Here is a 15,004-nt window from a genome sequence, read left to right as displayed (position 1 = left end):
CGGCGGCCTCATCTCGGTCAACTCGGCGAGCGCGGACACACACCTGTACATGGGCAACGCGATCCTCGTGGACACGAAGGCCGTCCTTTCCGCGGCTCAGACGGTCACCGTCGCGGCGTACTCCGTGCTGGTGCCGACGATGATCGCCTCGTCGAGCTCGGGCGGCCTGTTCGCCGGCGGCTCGAGCGGCGAGACGATCCTGACTGACTACTCCACCACCGTGGACGTCAAGGGAACGGTGAATGCCGGGACGGCTGCCGCTGTCGAGTCGCACACTGCGGTCTACGCGTATGGCCAGGGCACAGCCGACGTCGGAGGCCTCGGCGTGAGCGGAACGACGAACCTCCTCGTGAGCGTCGGCGGCGGGGACGCTGGCTGGGTGCCCGGATCGGCGAATACGGCGCTGACCCGCACTGCGATCGCCGGCGCGGTCGCGGGCCGCACGGTGGCCGTCGGATCCTACGTCGACGCGCTCCAGCTCACCGGCACGTCCCGGACCCGGGCCACGGCCTTCGGCGCGAACTCCGAGGCGACAACCGCCGTGAACGCATACGGCCTCACCCAGACTGTCCTCGCGAGCGGCGCGGTCCTCACCGGCAACGTCTCGACGGCGCTCAACGCGGAGTACCGCGGCATCAGCATCGACAGCTACGCGTCTGCGACGTGCCATTGCTTCGGCGGGCGCACGTCACCGACCGCGAGCGCGGACGTCAGCACGACCGCACAGGTGGCCGGCATGAGCGGCTCGACCATCACGACCTCCGACCTTTCGGTCACCGTCAACCAGCTTGTGGACCACTACCTCCGCCACACCGACCGCAGCGGCGGCTTCCTCGACTTCGGCGGTTCGAGCTCGGACGGAGGCAGCCAGAACTTCAACCGCTGGATCTTCTGGGAATCCACTGTGATCATGCTCGGCGAGCCGAACCCGTGGGTCGAGGTGGACGCCGCGGGCAACGTCACCAAGCTCGTCAACGCCACTGTGCGCGACACCATGGGCCACGTCTTCACCGATGACCCGTTCAACAACATCCACACGGTCGGCCAGCTCACTGGCCCGAGGTTCAGTGTGGATGACATCATCTACGACCATGGGGCGAACGCGCGGTTCCTCGCCAACGTCCCCGTCAACATCACGGGTGGCAATGCCCCCGCCGGCGTGATCTGGGGTGGCCTGGGCCAGTTCCAGTTCCAGCAGACGTGGAACTACGTCAAGCTCCTCAACGCGTCGAACCTGAACATGATCGTGAACAGGATCAACGTGGTGAACACGGTCAACTCCCCGGTCATCGACATCCGCGTCCAGACGATTAAGCCGGGGACCGGGTTTGCCACGACCGGTCTGAGCCCACCGACCGTCGGCGGCAGCTTCGACTTCGACATCAAGTACACGTTCCCGCCGACGCTGGTCCTCATCCAGAACACGTGCGCGTACACGTGCACCGGCCAGAACCCGTTCATCCGGCTCGACAACTTCATCGAGAACCCCATCGGCACCACCGAGGTGGACAACGCGAGCGGAGACATCCTCGCCGGACCGCTGGGGGCCCTGAACCCCAACATCAAGGTCATCCGCACGAACGTGCTCACGCTGTCCGCCCCGCACGGGAACATCGGCCACCAGGCCGCCCAGCACCCTGTGCCAGGGACGCCGGACCCGGAGCGCAACCCGATCGCCGTCGAGATGGTCCGCTACCAGAGCGTAGACGGTGCGTACCACGACTTCGCCATCACCGCCGACGCCGGTGGCGACCTTGTGCTCGACCTCACCGCGAACCGCCGCACCGACGAGGTCATCGGCTCCGCGCTCACTGTCACGGTCACCCGGCTCACCGCAGGTGACGACCTTGACGTCGTCGTCAACGACAGCAAGAACGGCAACGACCTCGCGACCAACGTCCTCGTGACCGTCAACGCTTACCACGCCGCGACGAGCAACTACCACTATGTCTTCCCGACGGGCTACGACCCTGCCCTCGGCGCGGACGGCAGCCCCTACGGCTCGACGTCGACCAACCCCGGCAGTGGGCAGTACCAGACCCACTACGAGCCGGACACCGCAGATCCGAACCTGGAGCGGATCCTGCGCGCCTTCGGTACCACGACGACGGTGCTCGACTCGGCCTACGTCTTCACCGAGGCCCGTTCCGGCGATGACCTGGATATCTGCCACGTCTCGACGTTGTCCGCCTACGCGGCCCAAGAGCCCAAGTACTGCGCAACAACGGCGATCAATGACGCGACGCACCTCGTGGGAGCGGCGACGCCGACCACGACGGTGACCTTCACGATCAACACCGACGTCGCGTGGACCGGCGGTTCGCCGACCCCCACCCCGGTGGATGATCCGAGCATGTCCGGCGGCTACCTCGCAGGGGACGTCGCCCAGATCTTCCTCACCACGAACGGCAAGATCACCGCGACCGAGCTCGCCGGCGATATGCTCGTCGGCCACATCGACTCCACGCAGAGCGACGTGGTCCTGTCCTCGCCGCAGCGCATCCTCGACGCGAACAGCCAGACTTCGATCGACGTCACGGGTGTCAACATCACCATGACCGCCGGAACCGGCGGGGTCCTGGGCGGCATCGGCCTGCCGACCGACTTCCTCGAGATCAACGTCGACGCGCTGCGGACCAACACGGGCGTCCTCACCGCGATCGACACGGCCTCGACCAGCACCCTCGGCGTCTTCGTCACCGAGATCGGCGACAGCAACCCGGCCACGACCGACGACCTGCGCATCCACCTCGTCAGGACGCGCGGCGACGTCTCGCTCGCCACGGTCAAGGGATCGGTCATCGACGCGAACGGCCCCACCGGGCAGACGGCCGCCGAGGTCATCGGCAACACGGTCGACATCAAGGCTGTGGGCGGATCGATCGGCGCGGCCGACGGCAGCAACGATCTGGACATCTCCTCGGGACGCTTCACGATCCCGTGGAGCCCGTCGTCGACAACGCCGTCGTCGACCGTGGCGTTCGAAGCCGACCAGGGCATCTTCGTCACCGAGATACCCGATTCGTACGATCCGCTCGACCTCGGCAAGCCTGCGCCGATGAACGTCGTCCTCGCCCGGACCTTCGCAGGCAATGTCCGCCTCACGGTCACCGAGACGAAGGCGCAGGGCGAGGACCTCAACCTGCTCCCATGCGCAGCCGTGACCACGGGCGGACGCCAGTCCTGCAGCCTCCTCTTCGTCGAGAACGCGCCGCGCACGACGGCGAATGGCCAGATCCAGCGCGGCCTCATCCAGGCGGACGCCGGCTGGGTGCTCCTGCGGGTCGGCGACAACGTGACGACCGACGGCTACAACGCCGCAGGCGGAGGCTCGGTCGCGACCGACGCGAACCCCGCACTCGTGGCGAGCATCCGGGCCGCGCAGTGGATCGACATCTACGGTGACTTCTCCAACAGCGGGCCCGGCTCCGCGATGGGCGGCGCGGACCTCGGCTGGGGCACCATCATGCACCTGCACGGCGAGCTGTGGAGCGGCACAACCCAGACCACCAACGGCACCGCCCTGTTCGGCGGCACCCAGACCAACCCATGCGTGAGCCAGATCGACAAGGACGGCCACGCGTGCAGCCTCACGCGCATCTTCGGGAACACCGATTCGGACATCATCAGCTTCGACCAGACGTACCTGCGCAACATCACTCGGGCCTACGGATCGAACACTCCGACGCCGTTCGGCTCCTACGCCCCGTCCGGCGACGGCGAAGACTTCATGTTCGTCAACCAGCTCCAGACGATGGACGTCGCCGACGGCATGACGCTGACGCTCGACGGCCAGTCCGGGTACAACAGCTACGTCATCAACACGACGGGTAGCCAGCCGTGCTTCGCGGGCGACCCGGCGGGCTCGACGTGCCACAACTACGTCATCAACGTCCTGGACACGGGCGCCCCGACGGACGGCTCGAGCGTCCTGACCGTCAACGGCTACGACAGCCCGCTGTCCGGCTATGACGCCCAGGGCAACCAGTACCCCACCGACGACATCTTCCTCCTGCGCCGCTCGCGCTTCATCGCCTCGACGCCGACGTCGAACACGCCGGGGGAGCGCGCGGACGACCCGGGCTTCGTCGCCCTGCTGCACGGCCAGCTCGGCGCCCGCACGCCGCTGTTCACGGGCAACCTGAGCCTTTGCTTCACCGCGACGGGCTGCGGGGCCGGCACGGCCCCCGGACGTACGCTCATGGGCGCCCCCGCGGGCACCTTCGCGCAGGGCCTCGCGGGCCTGCGGGTGCATCTGGGCGGCCCGACTGCGGGCGTCTGGGCTGGCGACTACACGGTCGCGAGCGTCGATCCACTGGGCACGTGGATCACGTTCGCCGAGACCCTGCCGATCGGCGTCTCGCCCACCACGGAGCAGGTCCCGACGTCGAACGTCGCGCTGCCCAACGTGACCGTGAGCCTGCTCGCGAACGACGTCACGACGTCGGACCCGACCGGTAGCGCCGCCATCCGCACCCAGGCCTACGAGCGCATCAACTACGACACGGGCATCCGCGGGCGCCTGATCGTCAACGGCCTCGGCGGCAACGACGTCTTCGCCTCCGACGACGTCACCGTCACCACCACGCTCGACGGCGGCGCTGGCAACGACTCGTTCCAGATCGGCCAGATCTACGGCCGCCAGCGGGACGCCAACGCCTTCTCGTCCAACCTCGGCGTCTCCGCCGACGGCATCACGCGGGACACCTCCGGCGGTGACCTCAACCCGCAGGACGTGTTCGGCACGGTCGCGACGACGCGCGGCTGGGTCTCCGCGGGCGCGTCGGCCCCGCTCGTCGCCGTGGGCGACGCGGGCGACGACACGTTCACCGTCTACTCGAACCAGGCGCCGCTGCGCCTCGAGGGCGACGACGGCAACGACCTGTTCGTGGTCCGCGCGTTCGCCCTCGCCGAGGTCCGTACCGGCCACGGCCTGCCCGCCTCGATGGGCGGACTGTCGTGCACCGACCCGAGCGTCACGCTGACCGACGTGCAGCGGGCCACATGCGACATCGTGTGGATCAACGCGCAGGATCAGATCGCGATGCCGCGCCTCACGAGCGGCTTCTCGACGGCGGCCGAGAGCGACATCCGCACGGGCGCGGGCCAGAACCAGGTCATGTACAACATGAACGCGCCCGTCTCGATCGACGGTGGCACCGGCTTCAACAAGGTCGTGATTCTGGGCACCGAGTTCGCGGACCACCTCGTCGTCACGGCCAAGGCGATCTACGGCGCCGGGCTGAGCGTGAAGTACACCAACGTCCAGGTCCTCGAGATCGACGGGCTCGAGGGAGACGACACCATCGATGTCCTGTCCACGGCCCCCGGCATGGTCACGCGCGTGATCGGCGGTCTGGGCTCCGACACGATCAACGTCGCCGGCGACGTTGCCGGGGACGTGTTCGCCCTCAACATCGACGGCACCTCCAGCACAGTGAACCACGGCGTCGTCTCGACCGACCCGAACTACAACGGGATCGTGGCCGACGGCGTGCCGGTCACCGTGGCGCGGCCGGGCCAGGGCCAGGTGGTCATCACCGAGAGCGGCGGCTTCACGGCCCTCTACGAGGGCGGCTGCTACTCGCTTGCCCCGACCTCGTCCACGTGCGGCACCGCGCCTCCGCTGCCCTCGCTCGACTCCTACACGGTCCACCTCGCCGCGGCACCGGTGTGCAACGGCGTCTCCGACGCGACGTGCAAGGTGTACGTGACCGTCTCCGCCGCGTACCCGCCGTCGACCACCCACCCCCAGCTCACCGCGGGCAGCCTGCCCGACGGCGCCCCCACCGGCACCATGCCCGACGGCACCCCGGTCGGCGACACGATCCTTGTCGCGGCGAACCTCAGTGGCAGTGCGCTGGCCGACTTCTACCGCCAGATCATGCTCGGCGGCGCGTCGAAGAACGTCTCCAACCGCTCTCTGGTGCTCGTCTTCGACGGCACCAACTGGAACACGGACCAAACTGTCTACCTCTACGCGGTGGACGACCTGAGGGCCGAGGGCACGCGCGTCGTCACAGTCAACCACACGGTGGTCAGCGCGGACCCGCACTTCGACGGCGCGATCGTCCGCAACGTCGAGGCGACGGTCTACGACAACGACCAGGCCGACATCCTCATCGGCCAGACCGACCCGACGACCGGCCACCTCGACAACGACACGACGGTCCTGGCAGGCACTGTCTCACCGGTAGTTACCGAGGCCGCCGACCAGATGACCGTCCAGCTCGCGATGGCCCCGGCGCTGGGCAAGACCGTGGTGGTCCGGATCGTGCCCAGTGACAATATGGTGTGCCTCACGAGCGCCGACGGCCGCTTCGGCCTCCAGTCCGGTGCGGCGTTCACCGACCCGACCGCGTGCGGCGCGACCCCGTATGTCTACACCGCGACGTTCGACAGCACCAACTGGTACCTGCCGGTCGTCGTCAGCGTCCACGCGCGCACGATCATCGCCCCGATGGACCCCCACAACACCGCGATCATCATGACGGTCGACCCCTCCACCACGGACGGCTCCTACCTCGCCGCGCGGTCCCGCATCAGCTCCCGCGTCGACGTCCAGGTCATCAGCGACAAGGCTCCCGGCGTGTACGTGCAGCAGTCCGACGGCTCGACCCTCGTCCAGGCCTGTGGCAACACCGCCTGCACGGTCCCCGGCCCCGGCGACTCGTACACGCTCCGCCTCAACTCCGCCCCGACCGCGAACGTGACCGTCTTCGCCCTCACCGACGGCCAGGTCGACGTGACGACGTTCGGCGGTGCGAACTATGCGGCCTACGGCGGCCAGCGCGCGGCCCAGGCGTTCATCGGCGTCATCAACGTCTCCGCCAGCACGGTGACCCGCGGCAACGGCTCGGACCTGGGCAGCTTCCTCGACGAGGGCTTCCGGATCGGGCAGAAGATCCGCATCTCCGGCACGGGAACGGCCGACGACGCCGACTACCAGATCGTCAACCTCACCACGTCGACGCTGACCCTCGACCGGGTACTCCCTGTGGACCGCTCCCTCAGGGCCAACCCGTTCAAGAACGTCATCATCAGCCAGCTGGCCGACGCGGGCGTCTTCACCGGCACAACAGGCCACACGCTCTCCTACGATCCGGTCGCGGGCGCCCTGACGCGCACCGACGGCTCGAGCTGGCTCGACTCCGGCTTCACCGAGGGCATGGTCGTCAAGGTCTCCGGAGACCCGGCGTTCTACAAGATCCAGCGCTTCGCCTCGGCCAACGGCGGCACCCTCAACGTCCTGTACTTCACCTCCACCGCGAAGCCCGCAGCCGTGGACCCGCTCGCCACGCTCACCCAGTGGGCCGCGTCCGTGACCTTCACGACGTCGAACTGGTGGATCCCGCAGGCCGTCAACCTGGTAGCGGACGTCAACTGGGTGGTCCCCGCCGGCCGCGGGAACATCATGACGTTCCCGAAGCAGGCCCATCGGCTCGACCAGATCCGCGGACCCCTCTCGGTCGAGGGCGGCACCACAGCCTCCGACCGCTCGCTCAAGGCCGCGATCCTCCTGCCCGGCGAGGGCAACATGCCGCCGTTCCGCGTCGCGGCCCAGGCGCCGGAGTGGCAGCAGATCGACACCCTGAACATCTACGACGACGGCAGCCGCCAGAACCTCACCGGCAACCTGACCTCGACGGCCGTCACCGGGCTCAACATGGGCCCGGGCCTGGACTTCTCCAACCTCGCCGACCCGGTCACGCACCGCCTGCCCTGGGGCGAGCCCCTCGTCTTCCCGGGCGGCATCAGCTACGGCTCGCTCACGTTCGATCCGAACACCGGCCAGTACTCAACCGACGGCGCGCTCTCGACCATCGAGATCCTCAACATCATGCTCGGCGCCGGCAACGACACGTTCAACATCCAGTCCACGCTCGTCCAGGGCGGCGACATCAACCCGATCACCGGAATGCGCGGCGAGCTCGCGCACCACGGCGGCATCACGGCCGTCCACGGGGGCGGCAACAGCCCGCTCATCGTCAAGGGCACGTTCGCCGTGTACTCGGGCGCGGGCGGCAGCGGACTGATCCGCCAGGACGGCCTGGCCTGGACTGACCTCGCCTTCCACGCGGGCCAGCTCGTTGAGGGCCCCGACGGCCGCCTCTACACGGTCACCGGCTTCGCGAGCAGCGGCAACCCGGGCACCCTGCCCGGCGACGTCATGCTCCTCGCCCCGGCCACGGCCGGCGGCGCCGCACTCACCGGCGGCCCGTACACGGGCTCGGTCTCGGTGGTCGACGACCTCTCGGCAGGCCTCGGCGTACCCCGCACCCAGCTCCCGGCGGGCTGGAGCCCGGCGACGGGCTGCGGCACGGTCGGCACTACGGTCCTGTGCATGCTGAGCGTGGTCCCAGGAAACGGCATCCTCCTTTCCAACGGCCAAGCGTGGCAGGCCCTCGGCTTCCGCGCCGGCCAGCAGGTCTTCATCCCGGGGGTCGGTGTCCGCACGATCGTCCAGTTCGCCAACAGCGCCTCGCCCAACGCGGACGGCAACCCGTCCGACGGCGCGGTGATGATCGTCGACGGCGCGGCGCTCACCCCGGGTGCACTGGCCGGCGTCGTGAGCCGCGTGAGCGGCCTCTGGGCTGCTACGGGCGGTGCGGTCACCGGTTCGATCACCCCGACGGCCGACGGCGGCACGGTCGCCTTCGCGGGCCTGCCCGCCGGTGCGCTGGCCGGCTCGGGACTCACGGTCGGCATGCTCGTGCGGATCGACGGGGTCGACGGGTACCGCATCATCACGGCGATCGACCCCGTGGCCGGCACGATCACGGTCAACGGCGGAGCCCTCACGGCCTCCGCAACGTCGGTGCCGTGGAGCGGCACCGTGAGCGCGGTCCGGATCGGCGGAGACTCGATCAACGTCACGGGCGGCGGCGGCCCGGCCTCGCCGCTCGTCCTCTACGGCGACACGTCCCAGGACGGCGTCTGGTACGGTGGCGACCCGACGCACCTCACGCTGCACAACTTCGGGCCGAAGCCGATGCCGCACATCGAGGGCGCGAACGTCACGCTCGCCCTCACGCCGGACGGCCACACGGGCACGGTCACGCTCAACCCTGCCGCCAGCGGCACGGGCAGCGGCTCGTTCCTCCACGACGGCTTCGCCGTGGGCCAGGAGCTCGCGCTGAGCCTCGCGAGCCCGTTCGCGCAGACGGCCGCGATCCTGCGCGGCACCGACCGGCTCACGCTCGCCTCCGGCACGTGGGACCTGCACTTCGGCACCGGCATGCAGGTCACGGTTTCCGGCGTCCAGGGCGTCTGGACCGTCACCGGGTTCGACGCGACCCGCACGACCATGCTCCTCAACGGCCCGGTCATCGCCCCGATGCCGTGGCAGACGCTTACTGTCACGGCCGTCTCCCAGTACGTGGGCATCGTCAGGGCCGTCACCGCGACCGTGATCAGCCTGAACCTGGCCCTCACACTTGCTGACTTCCCGGCCGGCCCCGCGTTCCCCGTCACGTCCTCGACCACCCCCATCACGGGCGTGTACAGCGTCGTCGTGCTCAACCGGGTCGGAAACAGCGCCCCGTTCTTCATCTTCCCGCTGGCGAACCCCTTCCAGTTCAGCGGCAACGACGTGATCGACGCGCACGCGCTCACGGGCACGGACGGGTCTGGGAACCTCCTCTCGATCGGCGTCACGATGTACGGCGGGGCCGGCGACGACGTGCTCATCGGCTCGCAGACCGGCGACCAGATCGCGGGCGGCTCCGGGTCGGACTCGGTCTTCGGCGAGCGGGGCCAGAACATGGTCTACGGCGACTCTGGCTTCAACGTGGACCTCATCACGCGCGTCCTCACCGTCGCGACGGTCGGCAACGGCCCCGCGGGCTACCCGGCCGCCCAGTACCCCGACCGCGACCTCCTCAAGGCCGCACCCGACCTCCTGTACGGCGCGGGGGCCGGCACGCTCCCGGGCGTGAACGGCATCACGATCGGCCAGGACGACAACATCGTCTTCGGCGACCTCGGCGTCATCACCCAGGACGTCTCCGGCGCTCGCGACACGACCAAGCCCGTACCTGGCAAGCTCCAGAAGATCCAGACGACCCTCCTTACCGGAGGTTTGGGTGTGGCCGGCAGTCCGCTCGACGGTGGCATCGGCGTCCTGAGCGTCGACTCGAAGGCCCTCCAGAACGGCGACGACGACTGGGTCTACGGCGGCTCGGGACGCGACATGCTCATCGGCGGCCCGGGCAACGACGCGATCGACGGCGGCGGCCAGAACGACATGCTCTTCGGCGACAACGTCTCGATCCAGCGCTCTTACCGCGACTGGACCAACGGGCGCTTCCAGTCGCTGTGCGGCACGCTCCTGTACAGCCGCTCCGACCGCGTGAACCCCTGCGGCGGAAATGTGGACGCCTACAACTCCGGCGCGCTCCTGACCAACGGCATCGCCCAGAACTACCGCACCGCCAATGACGTCCCGTGGTGGGCCGAGTACAAGGTCTCCAACCTCTGGCAGGACTTCGGCGCCGACGACGGCCAGAAGTGGCTTGGCAGCTGGGGCAACGACTACATGGCCGGCGGCGCCGCCAACGACGTGATCCTCGGCCAGATGGGCGACGACACGATCCAGGGCGACGGCTCTATCGACTGGATTGCTCCCGGAAGCCCGACGTCTATCCTCCAGCGCGTCTCCGCCTTCCGCACTCCGACCGGCTGCACCGGTGCCCCCGGCACGGTCATCTGCGATCCCGTCGGCCCGCTCACGGTCTACCCCTCGGTCGAGCGCGCCACGGACGGCTCCGACTACATCGAGGGCAACGCGGGCAACGATGTGATCTTCGGCGGTCTCGGCCAGGACGACCTCGTCGGCGGCAACTCCGACTTCTACAGCCTGACGAACCCGTACCAGCGGCCGGACGGCGGCTCTTACACGGTGACGCCCGACGCTTACGGCAACCCGATCTACACTGCCTCGAGCGCCGTCGTCGGCGACCTCGGCAAGAACCTCATCTTCGGCGGAGCCGGCACGCAGATCGACCTCAACAACGAGGTCGGCGAGGTCGGCGGGCTCAACGCGACCGCGAACCGGCAGCTCGCGGACGGCACGCTCGCCCGCGACATCCACTCGCGCGACGCGGACACCGTCGTGGGCGCGAACGGGGACATCGTGCGGATCGTGGGCATTAACGGCACGGACACGGCCGGTTGCATGGCCGCGACAGCCATCGGCAAGGCCGGAGACTGCCACGTGCAGCTGAGCAACCCCGACACGATGCGGTATGTGACGTACAACTGGGACACGTACGACACGTCGCGCTGCACCGTTGATGCGACCGGGCGGCCGGTCTCCTGCAAGTACAACGCCGACGGGCAGCAGGTGGTCCGCGGGGTCAGCCTGCTGGACTACACCCCCGGCGGCCCCGACTTCCGGCCGGACCTGTTCTTCAGCGCAGCGTCGCTCTCTGCGGCGACGTGCAACACCTCGCCCACCCAGCCCGTCTGCAGCCCCGTCTTGGCCAACGGCGCCCACAGCGACCTGTTCGCCCAGTACCTCGCCGCGTGCGCCCCGTCCCTCGACGCCAACGGCAACCCCGTCTACAACCCGGCGTGCCGCATCTACGACATCGGCGGCGTCAACGAGACCCACGGCGAGTCCGGCGACGACACGATCTACTCGGGCCCGGGCAGCGACATCGCGTTCGGCGACGCGCAGAACGACCAGATCATCGGCGGCTGGGGCAACGACTGGATCTCTGGCGGCTCCGGGGACGACACCGTACTCGGCGACGACGGGCGGATCTTCACGAGCCGCAACAGCGCCACCGGCGTCACCTGGAATGGATCCGCATGGGTCGCGAACGGCTGCGCCCCGAACAGCGCCGGCTGTTACTCCGAGCCCCTCTACGGCGCCCTGACCCTCCTGCCCACGGACCCGAATACGCGCATCTCGAACGGCAACGTGCTCGACGAGTACATCTACACGCCGGGCCAGGTCCAGCAGGCCATCATCAACCGGGCGGGCGCGCTGGCGACCGCCGTGGACGAGACGCCGTTCGACCTCACCCCGCGCTCGGCCGGCTCCACAAACCCCAACTACGACCCGAACAACTCCGACGACGTGATCTTCGGCGGCCTCGGCAACGACCAGCTGCACGGCGGGGCCGGCGACGACGCGATGAGCGGCTCCGAGGCCCTCGCCACGAGCTACGTCCAGGCCTTCGACGCCAATGGCAACCCCGTGGGCGTGACCCGGACCGACTTCAACCACCCGTGGAACCCGGGCGACGTCCTCCACTTCGGCGCGGACACGAACGCGTGGCACTCCAACCACCACGTTGCCAGCCGGCTGGGCGAGTTCCTCCTCTACGACGAGTACGATCCGCGCCGCATCATCCTGTTCAACCCGGACGGATCCGTGTGGAAGGGCGGCCCGCCGCCGAAGGACATGCAGTTCTTCCTCAACAACGATCCGACTCTCGGCGATCCCGTCACCGCGTGCCTCGGCGTCGACAACCAGGGCAACTGCATCAAGACCGGAACCGTGGCCTCGGACGGCAACGACGTCCTCTTCGGAGACCTCGGCAACGACTGGCTCGTGGGCGGCACAGGCAACGACACGCTCTACGGCGGCCTCGGCAACGACCTCCTCCAGGCAGACGACGACCTGACGAGCGGTACGAGCTACGGCCTCAACGACGTCCCGGACGGCCCGAACTCGAGCTTCGAGGACCGTGCGTTCGGCGGCGGCGGCCTCGACATCCTGATCGGCAACACCGGCGGCGACCGCCTCATCGACTGGGTCGGCGAGTTCAACTCGTACATCGTCCCGTTCGCGCCGTTCGGCATCGCGACCGTGTCCCGCCAGGTCGAGCCGCAGCTGCCCGAGTTCCTCTACGCCCTCTCGCGCGCCCAGGGCGCGGACCCGACACGGGCGACCGACACGGGCGACGATCCGGCACGCAACGGCGAGCCCGACGGCGAGCTCGGCCTCATCACGCAGCACGACCACGGCCTCTGGCAGCAGCAGACCGGCGGGCCCACGGACCCGCAGGCCGGCAACCTGCCCGGCGGCAAGCGTGACGTGCTCCGCTCGGCCGACTTCAACGGAGGCACCACGCAGGGCTTCGCCGTCGACTCGGGCTCGTTCGTGGTGGCCAACGGCGCACTCCAAGTGGCCGCAACCTCGCTCGGCCAGGATGCTGCGGCGGTGTGGTACAACGACGCGTACTTGCCGACCTACTACGAGGTCCGGGCGCAGATCTCCGTCCAGAAGCCGACCGCCGGGTGGAAGGCGAACTCGTTTGTCATCTTCGACTACTGGAGCCCCACGGACTTCAAGTTCGCCGGCATCGACGACTCGATCAACAAGATGGTCATCGGGCACCGGGACGCCGGCGGCTGGTGGTACGACTCGCAGGGCGCAGTCACCGGCTCCCTCACGCCGGGCACGTTCTACGACCTCCTGGTGGCCGTGAACGGCACAGCGGTGACCGTGACGATCAACGGGACCAAGGCGTTCAGCTACACGTTCGCGCCCAGGACCCTGTCCGACGGAACGCAGGTGGGCCTCAACAAGGGCTTCCTCGGCTTCGGGTCGAACAATTCTCAGGGCATGATCGACAACATCGCCCTCCAAGTCCTCCCGCCGCAGGTCTCGCTCGACCGCACGAGCTTCTTCGACAGCGGCGCCGCGGACTGGTTCACCGCAGACCAGACGGGCATCTGGAACACTGCCTACGGCCGGTACGGCACGGCCGTGAGCGCGGGCGCCGCGCCCGCCGTCTCCATCACGTCGTACACCCCGCAGAGCCAGCTCATCGACCCGACCTCCTACGTCGAGGTCGTCGGGGTCCTGAACACGAGCGGCACCGCCGGCATCGTGTTCGACGAGTATGCGCCTAACGACTTCAAGTTCGCCGCGCTCGATGTCGCGGGCCAGCGCGTGATAGTGGGCCACGTGGATCCACGGCGCGGCTGGCAGGTCCAGCAGGCCTTTGCCGCGACGCTCGTAGCGGGGAAGGACTACACGCTCGACCTCGTCCTCAAGGGCACCGTCGCCTCCGTGACGCTCAACGGAAGCTTCCTCGGCAGCTACATCTTCAACGCAGCCGTGACCGACGGCCGGGTCGGCACGCTGGCCGCGACCGGAACGGCCTCATTCGACTCGTTCCGCTTCATGACCGACGACCAGGTCTTCGCCGGGGCGCCCGCTCCGCTGCCCACGATCTCGATCGCGGACGTGTCCGTGACCGCGCCCGCCAGCGGAAGCACGACGGCGACCCTCACCATCACGCTCTCGGCCGCGCCGACCAGCCTGCTCACCCTGAGCTGGACGACGCTCGATGGACCCGTGGCCACGATCGCGGCGGGGGACTACCCTGCCCAGTCCGGGACGGTCACCGTGGCTGCCGGTGCCACGAGCGCGACCATCAAGGTCACCGTGAACGGGAGCAGCGTCTACGAGCCCACCGAGTTCTTCTGGATCCAGATTCTCCCGGTCGCCGGCTACAACCTCGCCCGCGGGTTCGCGGCCGTGACCATCACGAGCGCGATCGCGCCCCCGGCCGGCGCGACCACTACGACGGCAACACCGGTGGTCGCCGCGAGCTCGGCGAGCTGGGCTCCCGCACTCTACCCGGCCGCGAACACGACGTCGGCGAGCACGACCAGCGCGACCAGTTCGACGTCGACAACGGGCACGGCCTCGACCACGAGCACTGCCGCGAGCACCACGAGCGGGGCGACCATCACGGCGGTCTCCGCCTCCGGCGGCAGCGCCATCACGTCGACGGGTGGCGTGTACTTCCGGGTCACGGGCGCGAACAACCGGGACTTCTACCAGGTCATGGTCGTGTGCAGCGTCAACGGCGTGGTTGTATACGGAACCACGCTGACGGTCGTCATCGGCGCGGACGGCACCGGCAGGACGCCGCCCATCTACCCGCCGTCGGGCAGCACGTGCGTCGCGTACCTGCAGATCCCCAAACAGATCGACCGACCCCACACCGTGAGCCAGACGACGTTCACAGTCACCTAG

General features: G+C 68.9%; 1 protein-coding gene (running past one end of the window). It reads left to right on the top strand.

Annotated elements, in window-relative coordinates; genetic code table 11:
- Positions 1–15,004: the 3' end of a hypothetical protein gene (locus tag RBS60_RS18680; RefSeq protein ID WP_307959052.1), read on the top strand. It extends 20,675 nt beyond the left edge of the window; 15,004 of the gene's 35,679 nt are visible here — the last part of the coding sequence; its start codon lies off the left edge, out of view; its stop codon occupies positions 15,002–15,004.

Source organism: Sinomonas sp. ASV486, assembly GCF_030908215.1.
Taxonomy (GTDB): Bacteria; Actinomycetota; Actinomycetes; order Actinomycetales; family Micrococcaceae; genus Sinomonas; species Sinomonas puerhi.
The sequence above is the reverse complement of the archived record's forward strand: the minus strand, read 5'-3'. Positions and strand labels throughout refer to the sequence as shown.